We start from the raw sequence: 21,145 nt of genomic DNA on the forward strand, positions 1-21,145 counted from the left end.
CAACACATGCTATACCAGCGGCGTTAATTAAAGCGGCAAAGGTAGTGCTAATTATTAACATGGTGATGTGGAATGCAATAATACTTAATGGGTTAGGGTGCAAGGGTCCATCCGTAACCAAAAATGGCAACCCCAATGAGTCCAAAACAGATCATAGAAAAGATGAAACCTCTTTGTAGTTTTGGACTATCGGTAATGATAAGACATACTGCACCAAGAACAATGCAAATTTGAAAGAAAACAATGCCCAAACCAAACTTTCTTACTGCTCTTTCATAGCCTGTGGTAAGTACTTCCCATTCGCGCAGACCCACTATTTTTCCCATTTCCCCATCCAGATCCTGTACCCAGTAGTCTTTTGGAATATTGGCCGACCCCATGAGGATCTCCGTTTTTTCGGCGTTGTACTTTAAAATCAATTTTTTGGTCTCCTTAATTTTCTCCTTTATGGGATCTGGGTCCGCCGTAACCGATAAGGTGCTTAATATGGATTCTAAATAATTGAGCTCGTTTTCCTTTAGAACTTGTTTTATGCTTTTTGCTTGGTACCAATCCGTATAACTTGTGTGTTTGTTATGTGCAATTAGCCTATTCTCCTCCAAGGTGCTCGATACCATTTCTGCTATGGCCATCAGGGCTGCAAATAAAACAATAAGTACACCGCTAATTAATTTGAGACGCTTAGGGTGTAGCAACCTTATTAGGGGTTTGTAATCTGTCATCTTTTTATTTTTTCAAATGGGTTATCAATTTTTGAATGGCTATTCCCCTGTGACTTATCTTGTTCTTGGTTGTCAGGGGCAGTTCTGCGAAAGTACCGTTGTGTCCGTTGGGTTTAAAGATGGGGTCGTAACCAAAACCTTTTGTACCCTGCATCCTTTCCGTGATTACTCCTTTTACAGTACCTATAAACAGTTGCCTTTGTCCTTCCAGATTTAAAGCGATCACTGTTTTAAATTGTGCCTCCCGGTTAGCTTCATTTTTAAGCTGGCCTAGTAATTTGTCTATATTGTCCAAAGCGTTCTTTTGCTCACCTGCATAGCGGGCAGTATGTACGCCCGGGGCTCCGTTTAGTGCCTCTACAAGAAGGCCCGTATCATCTGCAAAACAAGGATACCCATAATGTTCGGTAACAAAATCGGCTTTTAACTGGGCATTGCCTTCTAGGGTGGCTGCCGTTTCCGGAATTTCTTTATTGCAACCGATGTCCGTTAGGGATACTAATTTTATATGCTTGGGAAGTAGAAGTTTTACTTCTTTCAATTTGTTTGGGTTATGCGTTGCAAAAACAAGTTTCATTTTTTATAAATCCTCCTGAAGAAAGTAAAAATTGAGCTGAGCGAAATTAATGAATTTATTTTCTTGTTAATTTGTAATATGAAATTAAAAATTCCGCCTGCCGTTGTAGTAGTTGTTTTTGGATTGTTGATGTATACATTGGCAAAATTTTTACCTGTTGGCTATTTCGATTTTTTTGGACGAAAATATCTTATAAAACTGTTATTGGTTTTGGCCATTGGCATAGTGATCATTGCACAGATACAGTTTTTTAGAAAAAAGACCACGGTAAACCCCATGGCACCTTCCAAGGCTTCCTATTTGGTAACTACGGGTATTTATTCCTATTCTAGAAACCCTATGTATTTGGGAATGCTACTTATTTTATTGGCTTGGGGCCTGTCTCTCGGAAATGCGTTCAATACCTTATTGGCAGCTGGCTTTGTTGCTTATATGAATGCGTTTCAGATTATACCCGAGGAAGAAAAACTACAGAAAAATTTTGGAAAGGAATATCAACAATATTGTGTCTTGGTAAGACGTTGGTTTTAACAATAAGGATAATATCAGGTAATTACTTAATATAATTAAATATTAGCTTTTTAACTTATATAGTATAAATATTAGCTTTTTAGCTTATAAATTATTATATTAGCACTTTAACTTATAATAATGATAGGAATTATTACAGGGGATATTATCAATTCTGGGAACAACCAAGACTCCCAATGGATCGGGATATTAAAAAAATACCTAGCTAGATTGGGAAAACCTGGAACCGACTGGGAGATATATCGAGGAGATGAATTTCAAGTGCGGGTACCCGTGGAAAATACCTTGCGTACTGCTATTCATCTAAAGGCATTGGTAAAAACTATAAAAGGGTTAGATGTACGTATCGGTATCGGCATAGGGGAAGAAACTTATAGAGGTGATACGGTCAGTGAGTCTAACGGGCCGGCATATCAACGTTCTGGCCGTACATTTAACAGCTTGCGGGAACAAAAATTGAATATGGCAATTTCTTTTGGTTATGAGCGCCCCGACATAACACTAAACCTAATGCTAAAATTGGCATTGGATTTTATGGATCATTGGTCTACCGTTTCCGCAGAAATAGTGGCCTTGGCATTGGAAAGACCAGATGCTTCTCAAAAAACAACTGCTAAACAGCTTAATATACAGCAATCTGCAGTTAGCCAGCGCCAAAAACGGGCCAGATTGGATTTGGTATTCGAACTTTTGGCCTATTATACCCTAACTCTAAAAGAAATCTATAAATGATATTGTTTATAAAATTATTGCTGGCCCATCTTATAGGTGATTTTTTGTTGCAACCTGCCCGTTGGGTAATACATAAAGAAAGCCATAAGGCCGCATCCAAGTACCTATATTTTCATGTGCTATTGCATTTTGTGGTCACCATGCTACTGCTATGGGATATTACCCAATGGAAACTGGTACTGGTAATAACCGTTTCACATTATTTCATAGATGCGGGTAAACTATATGCAAATCCGTTTTTTAAGAACCAGGCAATTCCTTTTTTCATAGACCAGTTTCTGCATATAGGTGTGCTATATGCTTGTGCATATCATCTTAATTTAACCGAGCATACCCTCCAACTGGTATCCCAAATAGATTGGGCTCTGGTAACAGCGGTGGTATTTGTAAGCTTTCCGGCCGCCATAATAATGGGCAAGCTATTGGAGGGGTTGTCAGACCAAATTACCTTAGATCATAAGTCCCTGCCGCATGCCGGAAAATATATAGGTATTTTAGAGCGGTTGTTTGTTTTGGTATTCATCATTTTGGGCAGATGGGAGGCCATTGGTCTATTAATTACCGCAAAATCCGTATTTAGATTCAACGATCTCAAAGATACCAACAATAGAAAATTGACCGAATATATTTTAATTGGCACCTTGGTAAGCTTCGGATTGGCTATTTTAACCGGCATTCTCTACACGCGCATTTAAAAGCTGGAAAAATATAACTGTACACCATGTCGCCACTAAATTCTATCGCATCGCATAACTGAAAATTGTGATATCTGTAATTTTGACAGCTTATTTAAAACAATTTCGCATTAAAATGTGAGTAACTATAGTGCTAAAACACTTTTAGTTCAAAAACGGAAAATGCGATAGAATTAATTTCTACTTTTACGGTTTAATTTTTTAATAAATGATAGCAGTGGGCAGAAAGTACGTATTCGATTTTGATAGTACCCTAACACGGGTAGAAGCATTGGATGTACTTGCAGAAATGACTTTACAAGGTAAATCCAACAGGGATGAAATCGTAGAAGAAATTCAAAAGATCACCAATTTGGGAATCGACGGGGATATTTCGTTTACCGAATCCTTGGAAAGAAGGATAAAACTATTAAATGCCCATAAAAATGATCTCGATGGGCTTGTGAAGGAATTACGTCAGAAAATTTCAAAATCTATCGAATCCAATAAGGAATTCTTTCAGAATTACTCGGACGACATTTATGTCATTTCCTGTGGTTTTAAAGAATTTATAGATCCTATCGTGGAGGAATATAACATTCCATCCGACCGCGTTTATGCCAATACTTTTAGGTTTGATGACGCAGGAAAGATCATCGGTTTTGATGAAGAAAATGTACTGGCCTCCCATAATGGAAAAATAGAATGCCTAAAAAATTTGGACCTAGAAGGTGAAGTGCAGGTAATAGGCGATGGATATAGCGATTATGTGATGCGAGAAGCCGGCATAGCCGATAAGTTTTTTGCTTATACAGAAAATGTGCATCGCGAGAAAGCAGCCAATAATGCCGATCATGTGGCTCCAAATTTGGACGAATTTTTGTTTGTGAACGATTTGCCCAGAAAAATATCGTACCCAAAAAACAGGATAAAGATTCTATTATTGGAAAACGTGCACCCGGCTGCCTTCGATAATCTTTCCGAAGACGGTTTTTCTGTAGAATTGGTGAAACATAGCCTTTCTGAGGATGAGCTAATAAAAAAAATAAAAGGGGTACATGTTTTGGGCATTAGGTCTAAGACCCAAGTTACCAAACGTGTACTGGAAGCGGCCAACAAATTACTGGTAGTAGGGGCGTTTTGTATAGGAACTACACAGATAGACCTCGATAATTGTAAGAGAAAGGGAGTTGTGGTATTTAACGCGCCCTATAGTAATACCAGGTCGGTTGTGGAGCTTGCCATAGGGCAGATTATTATGTTGATGCGCAACGTATTTCCCAGAAGCATGGAGATACACAAGGGTGAATGGAACAAAACCGCGGCAAACTCTAGAGAAGTTAGGGGCAAAAACTTGGGTATTTTAGGTTATGGCAATATTGGAAAACAGCTATCTGTTTTGGCAGAAGCCATAGGTATGCGTGTTTACTATTATGATATAGAGGATAGGTTGGCCTTGGGGAACGCCACAAAATGTAATTCCCTAGAAGATTTGTTGAGTATTTCCGATGTGGTTACCCTGCATATAGACGATAATAGGGCCAACAAAAATTTTATGGGCGAACGAGAAATAAGCCAAATGAAACAAGGCGCAATGTTAATAAACCTTTCACGGGGATTTGTTGTTGATATAGCAGCTTTGGTCGCAGCGCTTAAAAGTGGTAAACTGGCCGGAGCAGCTGTGGATGTTTACCCCGAAGAACCTAGGAGCAATGGTAAGTTTGTTTCCGAGCTACAAGGACTCAACAACGTTATTTTAACCCCTCATGTTGGCGGAAGTACTGAAGAAGCTCAGCGTAATATAGCCGATTTTGTGCCAAACAAAATAATGGATTACATAAATTCTGGTAACACTGTTGATGCCGTTAATTTCCCCAACATTAGGTTGCCAAAACAAAATAAAGCCCATAGATTTTTACATATCCATAAGAACGTTCCCGGTATTATGGCAAAAATCAATGAGGTGCTCGCAACCTATGAAATGAATATTTCCGGACAGTACCTTTCTACCGACAATGAGGTAGGTTATGTTATTACAGATCTGGACAAAGAGTACAACAAAGATGTGGTTAAAGCACTTAAAAAAGTGGAAAACACTATTAAATTCAGGGTTTTATACTAGCTTTTACTTCTGGCTAAAATTTTAATTGCTACCTATGATGATAGGGCTCATTCTTAAGAATGGTAAAGGCTCTATAGATTTGTTCTACCGCAAAAAGGCGTATCATCTGATGGGAAAAAGTCATTTTGGAAAAACTTATTTGTCCCTGAGCTTTGGCATAAACCGCATGGCTAAACCCGTAAGGTCCGCCTATAGCAAAAACCAATTGTCTGGTACCGGCGTTCATTTTTTTTTGTAGGTATTCCGAAAACCCAATAGAAGTAAACTGCTGCCCTTTTTCATCGAGTAGAACAAGCACATCCGTTGGACTTAAACTCTTAAGTATAATGGCTCCCTCTTGTTCTTTTTGTTGGGTTTCGGATAAGTGTTTCGCATTTTTTAAATCGGGAATTACCCGTATCTCAAATTTTATATAGTGCTTAAGTCTACGCTCATATTCCGCGATCATTTGAACGAGCGGCTTGCTGTCCGTTTTGCCAATAACAAGAAGTTTTATCGTCATACGCCAAAGTTATAACTTTCAACTTATAGGATTTCTTTATTGGGTTTTGTTTTTAGTAAATTAGCGCAAAACAAAAACCCCTCGATGATTTCAGAAGAACAGTTCAACTACGAGATAACAAGTATCATAAAAAATGCTATACGAGAAGATGTTGGGGATGGGGATCATAGTTCATTAGCCTGCATACCTGAAAACGCGACGGGAAAGGCCAAGCTATTGGTAAAGGATGAAGGCATTATTGCCGGCGTGGCTTTTGCCAAAGCCGTATTTACCCAGGTAGATAATGGCTTGGTGGTAGATACCAAAATTAATGATGGAACCCATGTAAAGTACGGAGATGTGGTCTTTTTTGTTGAGGGAAGTTCCCAAAGTATCCTAAAAGCGGAACGTTTGGTGTTGAACGCCATGCAACGTATGAGTGCCATTGCCACCAAGACCAAAAGTTTTGTGGATCTGTTGGAGGGCACCGGAACCAAAATTTTGGATACGCGCAAAACAACGCCGGGTATACGGGCATTGGAAAAATGGGCCGTAAAGATAGGGGGGGGAGAAAACCACCGATTTGCCCTTTACGATATGATTATGCTAAAAGACAACCATATCGATTTTGCTGGTGGTATTACAAAAGCCATTACAAAGACCAAGGACTATCTTGAAACTACCGGGCGTCGTTTAAAAATTATTGTTGAAGCCCGTAATCTAAGCGAAGTTGAGGAAATACTTAAGACCCCGGGTGTCTATCGTATACTTTTGGATAACTTCAATTATACGGATACAAAAAAAGCAGTAGCCATGATCGGGGATAATTGTCTTACCGAATCTTCTGGGGGAATCAATGAAACAACCATTCGTAACTACGCGGAATGCGGGGTAGATTATATATCCTCTGGTGCCCTTACACATTCTGTACATAATATGGACCTAAGTCTTAAAGCAGTTTAGATGTCGCAGGAGATAGAGGAAAAATTGGATAAGATTCCAGTAGTAAATTGGATTGTAAGGCTTTTAAAAAGTATTAGGCTCCGTGCCTTTGAAGGTCTTTCTTTTTATGATTTAATAGAAATGTACTTTTTAGGAATTGTTAAAGGAGCACTATCCACAAGGGCCAGTTCCATTGCCTTTAGTTTGTTTATGGCACTCTTTCCTTTGTTGATATTCATGATTACCCTGATTCCTTTCATTATACCCTATGTAAGTTTGGGAAACGAAAATTTTGACGCGCAGTTCTTGGTTTTTTTAGAATCGTTTCTTCCTTCTGCCACAAGTGATTATTTTGGTGATATCTACCAACAGATTAAAGACCAAAAGCGGGGTGGTTTATTATCTTCCTCTTTTGTAGTATCCATTTTCTTAATGGCCAATGGGGTAAATGCCATTTTCGGCGGCTTTGAGAATTCGTATCACGTAGAGTTGGCCCGTAATTTCTTTAGGCAATACATCTATGCCCTAATGGTGGGTTTAATACTATCTATTTTACTTTTAATCGGTGCCGTGGCCTTTGTGTATTTCGAATTTTATGTGGTGGAATACCTTAGCGAGTTCGCGGCCAAGACCAGGGGGTACGATTTGGAAGAGAACGATATCGTAGGGGTACAAATTGGCAAGGTGCTTTTTTTTAGTGTACTGTCTTACTTTACTACGGCAATTTTATATTATTTTGGGACTGCAGAAGGTAGGCAAGCACGGTTTTTCTCTGCCGGTGCCCTTATGACCACACTGTTATTTTTGCTAACATCCTATCTGTTTGGGGTCTATGTAGAAAAATTTGCCCGCTACAACGAATTATATGGGGCGTTGGGAGGATTATTGATCCTAATGGTCTATATATGGTTAAATTCCAATATATTGCTGCTTGGTTTTGAATTGAACGGTACCCTAAATTCTTTAAGAAAAAAATACAAGGAGTAATAATGAAGTTGAAGATTGTTGTAACCACCCTACTTACCCTGTTTTTCTTCCTACACGGCAGTTCGCAGAGCATTTTTGGAAAATGGAAGACCATAGATGATAGAACGGGAATGCCCAAAGCCATTGTAGAAGTCTACGAAAAAGATGGATTGATGTATGGAAAGATCGACACCATTTTGGAAGCCGGAAGATCCGATGCCAGATGCATAAAATGCAAAGGCGAGCGCAAGGATAAACCCATAGTTGGCATGCAAATTATAAACGCCCTAAAAAAGAACAGTAAGGGAGAATATAAGGGCAGCACACTTTTTGACCCGGAACAGGCAATGACCTTCCGGTGCAAAATCTGGTTAAATCGTGATGACCCGGATAAATTAATGGTGCGGGGCTATCTGGCATTTATTTATCGTACTCAGACCTGGATTAGGCATAAGGAAAAGTAGCTAATCGAGATATGCAACATTTTATAGATGTAATCTTACCCATTCCCTTAGAAAAACTCTTTACCTATAGTATTTCTGCTTCGGAAGCCTCCATTTTGGAAGTGGGTATGCGCGTTGCGGTCCCTTTTGGAAAGTCTAAGATATATACGGCTTTGGTGTATAAGGTGCATCAAGATCCACCTTCGGTTTACGAACCCAAGGACATCCATCAAATTTTGGATGAACATGCCATAGTTAATGATTATCAATTGGCACATTGGTCGTGGATAGCCTCGTATTACATGTGTACCATAGGCGAAGTTTTTAGGAGTGCAATTCCAAAGGCCTTGTTGTTGGAAAGCGAGACCCTAATCCTTAAAAACACGGAAGCGGAAGTAGATGAAAGTATGCTGAAGGATGATGAGTTCTTGGTCTTTGAAGCCCTTCAATACCAAACTACCCTTACGGTTCAGGAGATAAGTGCCATTGTGGAAAGAAAAAATATTCTTCCTGTATTACAACGTTTATTGGAAAAGAACATCGTACTGCTTAAGGAAGAGATATATGAGCAATACAAACCTAAAATGGTTCGCTATGTACGCTTAGGAGCAGCTTATTCATCCGAGGAGCGGTTGGAGGCATTACTACAAGATTTAACGCGGGCGCCAAAACAAAGTCAGGTAGTGTTATCGCTATTTCAACTTGCAAGCGACAAGAAGCCAATTAAGGTTACGGATTTGGAAAAGTATAGCGGTGGTTCGAAAGCTGTAATCAATGCCCTGATCAAAAAAGAGGTTCTGGAAGCGTATTTTATACAAACAGACCGGGTACATTATGAGGGCGATGGAGAAAATTCAAGTTTAAAAGAACTGAATGAATATCAACAAAAAGCTTTGGACCATATTTCACAAAGTTTTACCAACAAAAAAGTTACACTTTTACATGGGGTAACTTCCTCCGGAAAGACCGAAGTATACGTTAAACTTATCGAAGACTGCATACAAACCGGGAAACAGGTACTATACCTCCTTCCGGAGATTGCGCTAACGACACAACTGATCAGTAGATTACAAATGTATTTTGGAGCCAAAGTCTCGGTTTATCATTCCAAATATAATGTTCAGGAGCGGGTAGAGGTATGGAACAATGTTCTGACCGCCAAACCAAAGGCTCAGATTGTTATTGGGGCCCGTAGTGCCCTGTTTCTGCCCTTTTCTGATTTGGGGCTCGTTATTGTAGATGAAGAGCACGAGGCGTCCTTTAAACAATACGACCCTGCTCCCAGATACCATGCCAGGGACGCTGCCATAGTGCTTGCCAATTTGCACGATTGCCATGTACTGTTGGGTTCGGCCACACCAAGTATTGAAAGCTTTTACAATGTTAAAACAGGTAAATATGGTTTTGCCAGTATTACCCGTAGGTATGGGAATGTACTGATGCCCGATATGGAATTGGTAGATATTAAGGAGCAGACAAGGAAAAAAAGAATGCAGGGTCATTTTTCGGAACGTCTGTTGGCCGAAATATCCGAGAAACTGGAAGAAGGCGAGCAGATTATTTTATTTCAGAACAGGAGGGGATATGCCCCTATTGTGGAGTGCACTACATGCGGACACTCGCCCCAATGCCCAAATTGCGATGTTAGCCTAACCTACCACCAATACAGAAAACAATTACGTTGCCATTATTGTGGTCACCAGATGGCCCTACAAGAAAGTTGTTTGGCCTGTGGCAGTGCTACTTTGGATACTAAGGGTTTTGGTACGGAACAAGTAGAGCAAGAGTTACAAGAACTCCTCCCAGATGCCAAGGTAGGAAGAATGGATTTGGACACTACAAGGGGGAAACATGGCTACGAAAAAATAATAACCGCCTTTGAACGGCAAGAAATCGATGTTTTGGTAGGTACCCAGATGTTGACCAAGGGTCTCGATTTTAGAAATGTAGGTTTGGTAGGGATAATGAATGCAGACGCATTACTTAATTTTCCCGATTTTAGGGCACACGAACGCAGTTTTCAATTGTTGACCCAAGTTGCCGGTAGGGCAGGGCGCACCAAAAAAAGGGGGAAGGTAATTATACAGACCTACAATCCTTACCATCAAATATTAAAACAAGTAACCACTAGTGATTATATAGGTATGTATGAAGAGCAGTTGTATGATCGTGAGCAGTACAAATATCCGCCGGCCAACAGAATTTTAAAGATTACCTTTAAGCATAGGGATTACAATAAGCTTAATGAAGCCGCTGCCTGGTTTTCCAAATCCTTGAGAAATATACTTCAAGAGGGCGTGCTGGGTCCGGAATACCCTCCAGTGGCCAGGATACGTAATCAATACCTAAAAAACACGATCGTAAAAATAGGAAAGGAACAGTCCCTGACAAAAACAAAAAATAGCATTAAAAGAATAGAAAAATCCTTTAATGCCATTTCTAGTTATAGAAGTGTAAGGGTTATTTACAATATAGATTATTTTTAGTTAAACGTTGCTCAATGCTTCGGCCAATTCTGTCTTTTTGTTTCTACTCAACGGAATTGATCTACCACTAACTTCAACATTTTTGCTATTGAATTTTTCTACCTTCTCCAAGTTCACAATATAGGATTTATGTATCCTAAGGAATTTTTCTTCCGGTAATTGCTGTTCAAAAGATTTCATAGTAGAAAGTATCACTATGTTAGCCTCATCGGTAACCAATTTTATATAGTCGCCCAAGGCTTCTATCCATTTGATATCGTTAAGGATAACTTTTCTCTTTTTAAGGTTGCTTTTAACAAAAATATGCTCTTCGTCCTCATTTACCTTGTGGATCTGCTCATATTTGGCAACAGCTCTTTTTACCGAAGCATCAAACCGGGCCATAGTTATCGGTTTATGAAGGTAATCGGTAACGTCGTAATCAAATGCCTTTAAGGCATAATCGGGCTTTCCTGTGATTAAAATCACTTGCGGACGGTTTTCCAAGGACTCAAGAAGGTCAAATCCACTAATGATCGGCATTTCAACATCAAGAAAAATAAGATCTATTTCGTTGTTTTTAATGCCGTTCTTTGCTTCAATTGCATTGCTGTATTCGGCTACCAGCGCTAAGTTTGGGTGGTTGTTTACGAGTTTTGCAACTGCCATCCGTTGCATGGATGAATCGTCTACAATTATACTTCTTAATTTCATAAAAAGGTTGATTTGTGGGGTTAAATCATCGACAAATTACCGAAAAAACACGCTCAACTGCAACAAAAGATGTAAACATTGCACTGTTTATTGTGTAATTGGTGATGATCATAGGTTTTTAAAGATTTAGGTTAAGTTCATGTTTTATTATACTTCTACCTATAACGAAGATTTTTTCATTTTCTTGTGATTAGTGTGAATAATTATTACTTTTGCCCACCAAAAATTTATATAAATATGAATAATTACGAAACTGTTTTCATTTTAAATCCCGTTCTATCAGATACTCAGATAGAGGAAACAGTTAAGAAATTCGAGGATTTCTTAATTAAGAGAAAGGCCAAAATGGTCGCCAAAGAAAATTGGGGGCTAAAGAAATTGGCCTACGCAATTCAGCACAAAAAAAGTGGTTTTTATCATTTGTTCGAGTTTACAGCTCCTGGAGAGGTAATTGCACCTTACGAATTGGAATTTAGGAGAGATGAGCGTGTTATGCGCTTTCTAACTGTTAAATTGGACAAACATGCCGTATCATGGGCAGAGCGAAGAAGAACAAAGTTAAAAGCTAAAGCATAAGGATATGTCTAGTATAGAACAACAAGCCAAAGGCAAGAAAGATGGGGAAATCAGGTATCTGACCCCACTGAACATAGAAACCAATAAGCAAAACAAGTATTGCCGATTTAAGCGTTCGGGAATTAAATATGTGGATTATAAAGATCCGGATTTCTTGATGAAATTGGTAAACGAACAAGGAAAATTACTTCCTAGAAGACTTACGGGTACTTCCTTGAAATATCAGAGAAAAGTGGCAACTGCCGTAAAGAGAGCACGTCACTTAGCATTAATGCCCTATGTTGGCGATTTATTAAAGTAAAAAAGAGCTAATTATGGAACTTATATTAAAGGAAGACGTACAGAATCTTGGTTTTAAGGACGATTTGGTAAACGTTAAGAATGGCTTTGGTAGAAACTACCTTATTCCACAGGGATTGGCAATGATGGCTACCCCTTCGGCAAAAAAAGTCCTAGCGGAAAACCTAAGACAAAAAGCGCATAAGGAGAAGAAAATAATCGATGCCGCCAACAAACAAGGAGAAGCCCTTAAACAGCTCGAAATCAAGATTTCAGCCAAAGTAGGCACCGGAGATAAACTGTTTGGTTCTATCACTACGATAGATTTGGCAGACGCCATACAAAAAGCAGGTCATGAGGTTGATAAGAAATTCATCAATATTCAAGGCGGAAGTGTAAAAAGAACGGGACCATATAATGCCCAAATTAGGTTACACAGGGACGTTATCATCGAATTTCCCTTCGAAGTTATCGCCGAGGCAAAAAAATAAACCAAAAACGGTTAATAACTTTTTTAAGAGCTATGCATGCATAGCTCTTTTTTTTTTCATTAAGTTTACCTTACTTAAACTAATTTAACTCAAACTCCCTATGAAAAAACTAATACTCCTTAGTGTTACGTTACTTTTGGCGGTTTTTTCCGCTTATTCCCAAGTAACTACTTCCAATATTAGAGGTACTGTAGTAGATGATTTGGATGCTCCCTTGTTAGGGGCCAACGTATTGGCCATACATACCCCAACGGGTACTCGTTATGGAGCCATCACCAACGAAGATGGACGATTTAATTTGCTAAACTTAAGAGTTGGTGGCCCTTATGAGGTAACTATCTCTTATGTTGGTTTTAAAAACCAGGTTAGAGACGATGTTTTCTTAACCTTGGGTAAGACCTTTAACTTTGATTCCAAAATGGTTTCCGAAAGTCAGGCATTGGACGAAGTAATTGTAGTGTCCGATAGAGGTGGTACATTTGGTAGCGACAGAACAGGTGCGGAGACCAGTGTGGGCAGAAGAGAGCTTACCAGACTACCAACCATCTCCAGGTCTACCAATGACTTTACACGTTTGGAACCCACCGCAAGTGCGGGTTCTTTTGGAGGTCGTAACGACCAATTCAACAATTTCTCCCTGGATGGAGCTATTTTCAACAACCCATTTGGTTTGGATGCGGCACAGCCAGGCGGGCAAACCAATGCGACGCCAATTTCCATAGATGCCATTGACCAGATTCAGGTGAGTACTGCACCATATGATGTAACCCAGGCAGGTTTTACAGGGGCTTCCGTAAACGCGGTTACTAAAAGTGGTACCAATGAGTTTTACGGTACCGCCTACGGTTTCTTTAGGAATGATGACCTTACTGGAGGAAAAATTAATGGAGACGATGTCTTTAAGACAGGTTTGGAACAAAAACAATACGGTTTCAGTGTCGGTGGGCCCATCGTTAAAAATAAATTGTTCTTTTTTGTAAATTTTGAAAGGGATGAGCTAACGGAATTGGGTACGGACGGTTTTGTGCCCAATAGTGGCAGTGGCGGCATTAATGAAAGTAGAGTATCGGAATCTGATCTTCAGTTGGTAGACAATTTGTTGCGCCAAGTGGTTGTTGGCCAAGATGGTTCGGGAAATAATATCTTTTATGATCCAGGCAGGTATGAAGGTTTTAATTTCGACCAAGAATCCATAAAGGGAATACTAAAATTAGATTGGAACATCAACGATAAAAATAGACTGGCGGTTATCTACAACTTCTTGGATGCATCCAAAGGGAAACCGGCAAATAGAAATGCAATTCAATTTAGAGGTCCGGATTTGGCCACCCTTCAGTTTGAAAACGCAGGTTATGAAATCAATAACAAGATCCAATCCATTCAGATAGAATTGAATAGCACCTTGTCCGATGAAGCAACCAATAAACTGCAGATAGGGTATACGCATTTTGATGATTTTAGAAATCCGTTCTCATCTCCCGCACCCAGCATAACCATATTGGATGCGGCCGGTACATCTAACTATATCATAGCCGGGCACGAACCTTTTTCCATAAATAACAGACTAGATCAAAAAGTGCTTCAGATTACGGATAATCTTAACTTTTTTAAAGGCGATCATACCTTTACGGTTGGTTTTTCCTTTGAAAAATTTCAATTCGACAACTCCTTTAACCTAGGGGTATATGGAGCGCAGGGCGTGTTTTTCCCTACTTCCACCATCACCGATTTTCCAACTTTTGCAAGTTCTGGTGATTTACAGGCGGCGTTTGACGGTGCCATTGCGGCAAATGCCGGTTTTAATGAAGCAGGAACCGGTGTACCCGGCGGATGGGCCCTTGCTGAAACCAACGTAGGTCAACTATCGTTCTATGCACAAGATCAGTGGGATGTAACCGATAATTTTAAACTTACCTACGGGGTACGTTTTGATAAACCTTTGTATTTTGACTCCGCAGATAAAGCACAAGAGGTTATAGACCGTAATTGCTGCTACGATCCTACGGTACCCTATACCGATCCGTCTACCGGAGAAACAGCATTCTTCGATTCTACACAATTGCCCAATAACGATTTCATAATATCGCCCAGAGTAGGTTTTAACTGGGATGTTAAGGGCAATTCTTCCCTACAGATAAGGGGTGGTTCAGGCTTATTCACAGGACGTTTCCCTTTCGTATGGTTGGGTAATCAAATTGCAAATCCAAATACCTTTTTCTACACTGTTGTAGATCCAGATTTCAAATACCCACAAGTTTGGAGAACCAATTTGGGGGCGGACAAAAGATTTGAAAATGGCCTAGTTGCTACCTTGGATGTTTCCTATACGAAAGATGTGAACGGTATTCATGTTCAGAATTGGGGGCTTGGAGCTCCTTCAAGTACTTTAAACACCCCGTTTGATCAGCGAGCGTTCTATACCGATGCCGATAAGTCTCCCAACTCGGCTTACGTCTTTACAAATGCCGATGAAGGTCGTATTTGGAATATTTCCGGGAAAGTAGAAAAGACCTTCGATAATGGCCTGTACAGTATGTTGGCCTATAGTTTTTTAAATGCAAAGAGTGTTAATTCTATAGATGCGGAGATTACTAGCGACGCCTTTAATGGTAATGCCATAGTGGGCAACGCAAATACTCCAGAACTGGCTTTTGCAAGATTTGGTGATACCCATCGGTTTATAGGCGTTATCTCCAAACAATTTAAAACAGGTACCACCGTATCCACTTTCTTTGAATATGCAAAGGGTGGTAGGTATAACTACGTTTATGGAGGTAATATAAATAATGATGGTATTGCAGGCAATGGCGATGGGGTTCAGAATGATTTAATTTATATCCCTACGTCTAGCGAAGTAAACCAAATGAATTTCAGCGAAGCGGGCATGGCAGCGGCTTTTGAGGCGTTTATTCAACAAGACGATTATTTAAGTGATAATCGTGGGCAGTATGCCGAACGTTATGGAGCCCTGGCGCCGTGGAGAAGCAGTTGGGACCTAAAAGTATTGCAAGACATTAAACTTACCGATAAGAACAAAATACAGTTAAGTTTAGATGTACTTAATGTGGGCAATCTTATCAACTCCAATTGGGGAGTAGTAGAGATACCTACATTCAATCAGTTATTGGGTGTATCCGTAGATTCTAACAACGAACCTACCTATACCTTCGATCCTAACCTAACCAATACGTTTACTGCCAACACTAGTGTAATATCTAGATGGAGGGCCCAATTGGGGGTACGCTACATTTTTAATTAAAAAGAAAATTTATAAGGAAGAAAGGCTGCACATTTTTGCGGCCTTTTTTATTTTTGCGGCTAATTCTCTAAGCGCGGCAGTTTGTTTATCGTTTTAAATGGATAGTCCCCAAGGAATAACAAAAATTAGGAGATGAAATATTTGCGACTCACAAAACAACAGTTGGAAGAACTGCACCCAGAATTTATAAATTTTTTGGCAACACAGTCCATCACCGCAGCAGAATGGGCAACCATAAAGAAAGATCAACCCCAGGTAGCAGAAGAGGAGTTGGACGTATTTAGCGATTTAATTTGGGAAGGGGTGCTTACCAAGGTTACTTTCTTAGAAAATATCTCGGCTCAACATATGCATTTGTTTCATCTTACCGACAAAGAAATGAAATTGATCTCGGTAAAGGTTATGAATCCGGAAATTGATCTATCCACTAAAGAAGGGTTTACTTGGTTTAAAAATAATTACCAATCAGATTTTGTGGAATATCTTACCGCTTCCAAGGCTTATACGGAGGATAAGAATTTGGACAAGTTTAAATTGCTGCAACAAGGGGCCAATATCACAAAAGGAGAGCTGTATAAATGGTTCGATACTTTCGTGGGCTAATTTATTGCCTACCAAGGCAGGCAGCATTCCTCAAACATTTATATTTGCAACAGAACACAGTTAAATGGCACAAAAACCAAGTATACCTAAAGGCACTCGCGATTTATCACCGACCGAAGTCAGTAAACGCAATTATATTGTCGGAATTATAAAAAAACACTTCGAAACCTACGGTTTCCTGCCTATAGAGACCCCGTCTTTCGAAAACTCTGAAACCCTTATGGGCAAGTATGGTGATGAGGGCGATCGATTGATTTTTAAAATTTTGAATTCGGGCGACTTTATAGACAAAGTAGATGACGTTACATATAGCTCCAAAAAATCTAGTTCCTTACTGCCTAAAATTTCAGAGAAGGCCTTGCGCTATGATCTTACCGTACCTTTTGCCCGTTACGTGGTAATGCACAGGAACGAATTGGATTTTCCCTTTAAACGCTATCAAATACAGCCTGTTTGGCGGGCAGATAGGCCCCAACGTGGCAGGTATAGGGAATTTTATCAATGCGATGCCGATGTGGTAGGAGCAAATTCGCCCTTACAAGAGGTAGAACTAATACAATTATACGATGCCGTTTTTGCAGATTTAAACCTCAAAGGGGTTACCATAAAACTGAACAACAGAAAAATATTGGCAGGTATTGCGGAAGTGATCGGCGCCAATAATTATTTAATCCCCTTTACGGTGGCGCTAGATAAACTTGATAAAATTGGGATAGCGGGCGTTAAACAAGAAATGTTGGATAGGGGTATCAGTGAACAAGCAATTACCAAAGCCCAACCTTTGTTTGAACTGCAGGGTTCAAATACGTCTCGATTGGCCACACTGAAAGGTTTTTTAAAAAACTCCGAAGTAGGTAGCAAAGGGGTAGAGGAACTGTCCTTTATTCTTGACACGATAGAAAATTTAGGGCTTCAAACGGCCTCACTGCTTATAGATGTAACTCTGGCAAGAGGGCTAAATTATTATACCGGTGCCATTTTTGAAGTTGCCCCTCCCGCAGAAATAAATATGGGATCTATAGGAGGTGGGGGCCGGTACGATGACCTAACGGGGATATTTGGCTTAAAAGACGTAAGTGGTGTAGGCATATCCTTTGGGTTAGATCGTATTTATTTGGTTTTGGAAGAGATGGGACTTTTCCCAGCAAGTGTAGACCAGTCAGTAACCATTTTGTGCGTTAATTTTGGTGACAAAGAAGCGCTAGCGGCGTTGGCCCTTGTTGGTAAGCTTAGAAAATCTGGAGTAAAGGCCGATTTATATCCTACGGCTGCCAAAATGCAAAAGCAAATGAAGTATGCCCATAACAGAAAAATACCTTATGTGGTTTTAATTGGCGAGAACGAACTGGCCAAAAATGAGTTTGTAGTTAAGAACATGATGCAGGGAACAGAGCAGGCCTATGACCTAGAACAGCCCGAAGCTTTTGTAAATCAATTATAGTAATGTCTTAATGGCCGTTAGAATGGTTTGGTAGTACTCGGCATGGTGAGGCACATACTTTTGGGAGGCAAGATCATCATTGATTTCCGATTCAAATTGTGCAATTGGGATCATACTCAATGCATCCACCTCACTGTCTTGTTTTTTTAGTTGAGTTAGCGGAACGTTTAATTTGCACAAATAAGTATGATGAAACTCACAATCGATAAAGTTGGGCCCGTGTTGATGTTCCGATTTAAAAACCCCGATCTTTTGGAGATTTTCTTCGGAAATGATCAGTCCAATTTCTTCTTCTATTTCTCGTATAGCCGACTTTTCAATGGCTTCACCACTGCCCACATGGCCAGCAACCGATACATCCCACAATAGGGGGAAAGTGGCTTTGTCCTTTCCCCGCTTTTGAATCAATACTTGTCCGTCTTTAGTGTAGAACCAAACATGGATTGTAGGATGGAACAACCCCTTTTGGTGAGCATTGGATTTCATGGTGGTCTGCCCGGTAAATTTACCTTCAGTATCCAGAATATCGATTAGCTCATCCATTGGTTATCTACATGTCATAAAACTTGGATCAATACTATCAGAGGAGTTTACGACCGCTAGTCAAAATAACTAAACGTTTCACCCTCCTTAATGGTCAACAAAGTCTCGTAAATTAAACGGATTACGTTTTCCACATCATCTTTATGCACAGTTTCCACAGTAGTATGCATATACCTTAAAGGCAAAGAAATCAGTGCCGAAGCAACCCCGCCATTACTATAGGCAAAAGCGTCGGTATCAGTACCTGTAGATCTAGAGGCAGCCATGCGTTGAAATGGTATTTTTTTGGCTTCTGCAGTGGCTATGATGCGTTCCCTAAGTCTGTTCTGTACTGCTGGGGCGTAGGAGATTACCGGTCCTGCTCCCATTTCTGTATGTCCCTGCTTCTTTTTATCAATCATGGGTGTTGTTGTATCATGACAGACGTCCGTAATGATGGCAACATTGGGTTTTATGGTATGTGTTATCATCTCTGCACCCCTTAGACCAATTTCTTCCTGAACAGAATTTGTGATGTAAAGACCAAAAGGCAGCACATCTTTGTTTTCATGTAAAAGTCGGGCTACTTCGGCGATCATGAATCCTCCTGCGCGGTTGTCAATGGCCCTGCACACATATTTGTTATTGTTGAGCACGTGAAATTCGTCGGGATAGGTAATTACACATCCCACATGTACACCCATTTTTTCGACTTCGGCCTTGTCTTTGGCCCCGATATCAATAAATATATTATCTAATTTTGGAGGTTCCTCCTTGCCACGGTCGCGGGTGTGTATCGCAGGCCACCCAAAAACACCTTTTACAATGCCTTTTTTGGTATGGATATTCACCCATTTGGAGGGTGCTATCTGGTGGTCACTACCACCATTTCTAATCACGTAGAGCAAACCATTGTCGGTAATGTAATTAACATACCAAGAGATTTCATCAGAATGCCCTTCAATGACCACCCTGTATTTTGCATCCGGGTTTATAACGCCCACGGCGGTCCCATAGGTGTCCGTAATAAAAGTGTCCACATAGGGTTTTACATAATCCATCCATAGTTTTTGTCCTTCCCACTCATAACCCGTAGGGGCGGCATTATTAAGGTATTTTTCAAAAAAACCTAGAGATTTTTTTGTGATGATCTTCTTTGTGCTCATGTATATAGATTTTATAAACACAAACTTAGCAATATTCACTTTTATTTAATAATATCGTCACATGTTTATCGTTAATTTTGGCGGGGCTATTCCATTATAGAAGAATGAAAGGATTTTTTTTGATACTGGTGTTTATGTTGTTGGGCTATATTACCTATGCACAGGTGAAGGAAAAACCCTTGGATTCAATAGCGGAGAAATACATTATCATCGAAGGAGATTCTTTGGCGCAAAGCTCCATTCCCTTAGACGAGGTATACATTTTTGGTAAGTTGGAGTTTGCCAACTACAAGGAAAAACTTAGGTATTATATTCTAAGACGCAAGACCATTAAGGTGTATCCTTATGCAAAATTGGCATCTGAAAGGTTGGTAGAACTTAACGATAGTTTGGCTAAGATCAAGAAAAAAAGGAAACGTAAGAAATATACGAAAGAGGTTCAGAAATATATTGAAAGCGAATTTTCCGAAGAACTTAAAAAGTTGACACGTACGGAAGGGCAAATTTTGGTTAAGTTGATATATAGACAAACCGGTAAGACCGCCTTTAATTTGGTAAAAGAATTGCGAAGCGGTTGGCGCGCCTTTTGGTACAATACTACAGCGAAGCTTTTTAAGATAAGTATAAAGGAAGAATTTCATCCTCAGGACATCCATGAAGATTACCTTATAGAAGATATTCTACAGCGGGCTTTTGCGGCCAACCGGCTAGAACGGCAAGAGTCCGTGCTCGATTATGATTACGCTTCACTTACCAATAAATGGGTCACTGGGCCAAAACAAAAAAAATAGTTGTAGAAACAATTATTATCTACTATATTTAATACCCTTTTTTGGAGACTATTTTTATTGCAAGAATCTAGTTTATAATACGTTAAAAAAGGGGCTAAAAAAAAAGTCAAAAAAATAACCGGTTTTATATTTTTAATTAAAAAAACGGTTATATATTTGCACCCGCTTTGGGGGACATGATTTAGGTTGTTCCCATGAATAGAGCGATATTGTTAAAATAAAAGTTCATTGATATATTGGATCGACAACAGAAGGGGGCTGCCGTTTGATCGGCGGTCCCTAGGATTGGAACAACAATGCGATAATGATATTTTTGTGCCGGGATCTCGGGCATCGTGAATTTATAAATAGTACAACGATGAAGAGTTTGATCCTGGCTCAGGATGAACGCTAGCGGCAGGCCTAACACATGCAAGTCGAGGGGCAGCATTTCTTGCTTGCAAGAAGATGGCGACCGGCGCACGGGTGCGCAACGCGTATAGAATCTGCCCTTTACCGGGGAATAGCCCAGAGAAATTTGGATTAACGCCCCATGGTATGTGAAAGCGGCATCGCTTTCACATTAAAGGTCACGGTAAAGGATGACTATGCGTACCATTAGCTAGTTGGTAAGGTAACGGCTTACCAAGGCCACGATGGTTAGGGGCC

General features: G+C 39.9%; 21 protein-coding genes and 1 rRNA gene. 16 read left to right on the forward strand and 6 right to left on the reverse strand.

The window, feature by feature from the left end:
* Positions 1 to 92: 92 nt before the first annotated feature.
* Together ACEQ81_RS16460 and ACEQ81_RS16465 are read right to left on the reverse strand one after the other, a co-directional pair.
* Positions 93 to 722 (reverse strand): DUF4337 family protein, encoded by a 630-nt coding sequence (locus ACEQ81_RS16460; RefSeq protein ID WP_411032007.1) that lies wholly within the window; start codon positions 720 to 722, stop codon positions 93 to 95.
* A 4-nt stretch (positions 723 to 726) separates the two neighbouring features.
* A complete protein-coding gene (locus ACEQ81_RS16465; RefSeq protein WP_411032008.1) occupies positions 727 to 1,299 on the reverse strand; it encodes a non-canonical purine NTP diphosphatase in 573 nt (190 codons plus the stop codon).
* Between the two features lie 78 nt (positions 1,300 to 1,377).
* On the opposite strand from ACEQ81_RS16465, the gene ACEQ81_RS16470 reads away from it, so the two are divergent.
* From ACEQ81_RS16470 to serA, 4 genes are all read left to right on the forward strand, one after another.
* A complete protein-coding gene (locus tag ACEQ81_RS16470) occupies positions 1,378 to 1,830 on the forward strand; it encodes a methyltransferase family protein (RefSeq protein ID WP_411032009.1) in 453 nt (150 codons plus the stop codon).
* A gap of 120 nt (positions 1,831 to 1,950) precedes the next feature.
* The gene (locus ACEQ81_RS16475; protein ID WP_411032010.1) at positions 1,951 to 2,562 is read left to right on the forward strand and encodes a SatD family protein; all 612 of its coding nucleotides are present in this window, start codon (positions 1,951 to 1,953) and stop codon (positions 2,560 to 2,562) included.
* The gene (locus ACEQ81_RS16480; protein ID WP_411032011.1) at positions 2,559 to 3,257 is read left to right on the forward strand and encodes a DUF3307 domain-containing protein; all 699 of its coding nucleotides are present in this window, start codon (positions 2,559 to 2,561) and stop codon (positions 3,255 to 3,257) included. The genes ACEQ81_RS16475 and ACEQ81_RS16480 overlap by 4 nt, the downstream gene beginning before the upstream one ends.
* 208 nt (positions 3,258 to 3,465) lie before the next feature.
* Positions 3,466 to 5,358 (forward strand): phosphoglycerate dehydrogenase, encoded by a 1,893-nt coding sequence (gene serA, locus ACEQ81_RS16485; protein WP_411032012.1) that lies wholly within the window; start codon positions 3,466 to 3,468, stop codon positions 5,356 to 5,358.
* A 28-nt stretch (positions 5,359 to 5,386) separates the two neighbouring features.
* On the opposite strand, the gene rlmH is transcribed toward serA, so the two are convergent.
* Complete coding sequence (rlmH, locus tag ACEQ81_RS16490) at positions 5,387 to 5,860, reverse strand: 23S rRNA (pseudouridine(1915)-N(3))-methyltransferase RlmH (protein WP_411032013.1); 474 nt, start codon at positions 5,858 to 5,860, stop codon at positions 5,387 to 5,389.
* 84 nt (positions 5,861 to 5,944) lie between these two features.
* Here rlmH and nadC point away from each other — a divergent pair, with 84 nt between their 5' ends.
* Genes nadC through priA form a run of 4 tightly spaced genes read left to right on the forward strand, consistent with a single transcriptional unit; the run spans position 5,945 to position 10,676 of the window.
* Entirely contained in the window at positions 5,945 to 6,802 is an 858-nt protein-coding gene (gene nadC, locus ACEQ81_RS16495; protein ID WP_411032014.1) for a carboxylating nicotinate-nucleotide diphosphorylase, read from the forward strand.
* Positions 6,803 to 7,768: a YihY/virulence factor BrkB family protein gene (locus ACEQ81_RS16500; protein ID WP_411032015.1), complete on the forward strand. Its 966-nt coding sequence runs from the start codon at positions 6,803 to 6,805 to the stop codon at positions 7,766 to 7,768.
* 2 nt (positions 7,769 to 7,770) lie between these two features.
* Positions 7,771 to 8,211, forward strand: coding sequence for a DUF2147 domain-containing protein (locus tag ACEQ81_RS16505; protein ID WP_411032016.1), 441 nt, complete (start codon positions 7,771 to 7,773; stop codon positions 8,209 to 8,211).
* An 11-nt stretch (positions 8,212 to 8,222) separates the two neighbouring features.
* On the forward strand, positions 8,223 to 10,676 hold the full coding sequence (gene priA, locus ACEQ81_RS16510; RefSeq protein WP_411032017.1) for a primosomal protein N': 2,454 nt from the start codon (positions 8,223 to 8,225) through the stop codon (positions 10,674 to 10,676).
* Here the strand turns inward: priA and ACEQ81_RS16515 are convergent, their stop codons facing one another.
* Positions 10,677 to 11,369, reverse strand: a complete 693-nt coding sequence (locus tag ACEQ81_RS16515) for a LytR/AlgR family response regulator transcription factor (protein WP_411032018.1) — start codon at positions 11,367 to 11,369, stop codon at positions 10,677 to 10,679. It lies immediately after the preceding gene.
* A gap of 237 nt (positions 11,370 to 11,606) precedes the next feature.
* Here ACEQ81_RS16515 and rpsF point away from each other — a divergent pair, with 237 nt between their 5' ends.
* The 6 genes from rpsF (at position 11,607) to hisS (ending at position 18,018) form a co-directional block, all read left to right on the forward strand.
* Complete coding sequence (gene rpsF / locus ACEQ81_RS16520; protein WP_411032019.1) at positions 11,607 to 11,945, forward strand: 30S ribosomal protein S6; 339 nt, start codon at positions 11,607 to 11,609, stop codon at positions 11,943 to 11,945.
* A 4-nt stretch (positions 11,946 to 11,949) separates the two neighbouring features.
* Positions 11,950 to 12,246 (forward strand): 30S ribosomal protein S18, encoded by a 297-nt coding sequence (gene rpsR / locus ACEQ81_RS16525; protein WP_411032020.1) that lies wholly within the window; start codon positions 11,950 to 11,952, stop codon positions 12,244 to 12,246.
* A 13-nt stretch (positions 12,247 to 12,259) separates the two neighbouring features.
* On the forward strand, positions 12,260 to 12,715 hold the full coding sequence (rplI, locus tag ACEQ81_RS16530) for a 50S ribosomal protein L9 (protein WP_411032021.1): 456 nt from the start codon (positions 12,260 to 12,262) through the stop codon (positions 12,713 to 12,715).
* Positions 12,716 to 12,815: 100 nt separating this feature from the next.
* On the forward strand, positions 12,816 to 15,974 hold the full coding sequence (locus ACEQ81_RS16535; protein WP_411032022.1) for a carboxypeptidase regulatory-like domain-containing protein: 3,159 nt from the start codon (positions 12,816 to 12,818) through the stop codon (positions 15,972 to 15,974).
* A 132-nt stretch (positions 15,975 to 16,106) separates the two neighbouring features.
* The gene (locus ACEQ81_RS16540) at positions 16,107 to 16,577 is read left to right on the forward strand and encodes a DUF6495 family protein (protein ID WP_411032023.1); all 471 of its coding nucleotides are present in this window, start codon (positions 16,107 to 16,109) and stop codon (positions 16,575 to 16,577) included.
* A gap of 64 nt (positions 16,578 to 16,641) precedes the next feature.
* On the forward strand, positions 16,642 to 18,018 hold the full coding sequence (gene hisS / locus ACEQ81_RS16545; protein ID WP_411032024.1) for a histidine--tRNA ligase: 1,377 nt from the start codon (positions 16,642 to 16,644) through the stop codon (positions 18,016 to 18,018).
* Here the strand turns inward: hisS and ACEQ81_RS16550 are convergent.
* Positions 18,013 to 18,561: an NUDIX hydrolase gene (locus ACEQ81_RS16550; protein WP_411032025.1), complete on the reverse strand. Its 549-nt coding sequence runs from the start codon at positions 18,559 to 18,561 to the stop codon at positions 18,013 to 18,015. The two genes, hisS and ACEQ81_RS16550, sit on opposite strands and share 6 nt — an antisense overlap.
* A gap of 56 nt (positions 18,562 to 18,617) precedes the next feature.
* A complete protein-coding gene (locus ACEQ81_RS16555; RefSeq protein ID WP_411032026.1) occupies positions 18,618 to 19,706 on the reverse strand; it encodes a M42 family metallopeptidase in 1,089 nt (362 codons plus the stop codon).
* A 104-nt stretch (positions 19,707 to 19,810) separates the two neighbouring features.
* Here ACEQ81_RS16555 and ACEQ81_RS16560 point away from each other — a divergent pair, with 104 nt between their 5' ends.
* Both ACEQ81_RS16560 and ACEQ81_RS16565 read left to right on the forward strand, forming a co-directional pair.
* Positions 19,811 to 20,497 (forward strand): DUF4294 domain-containing protein, encoded by a 687-nt coding sequence (locus tag ACEQ81_RS16560; protein ID WP_411032027.1) that lies wholly within the window; start codon positions 19,811 to 19,813, stop codon positions 20,495 to 20,497.
* Between the two features lie 355 nt (positions 20,498 to 20,852).
* Positions 20,853 to 21,145: ribosomal RNA gene (locus ACEQ81_RS16565) — 16S ribosomal RNA — on the forward strand; the annotation flags it as partial.

This window comes from Spongiimicrobium sp. 3-5, from assembly GCF_046557915.1.
Taxonomy (GTDB): domain Bacteria; phylum Bacteroidota; class Bacteroidia; order Flavobacteriales; family Flavobacteriaceae; genus JBHEBG01.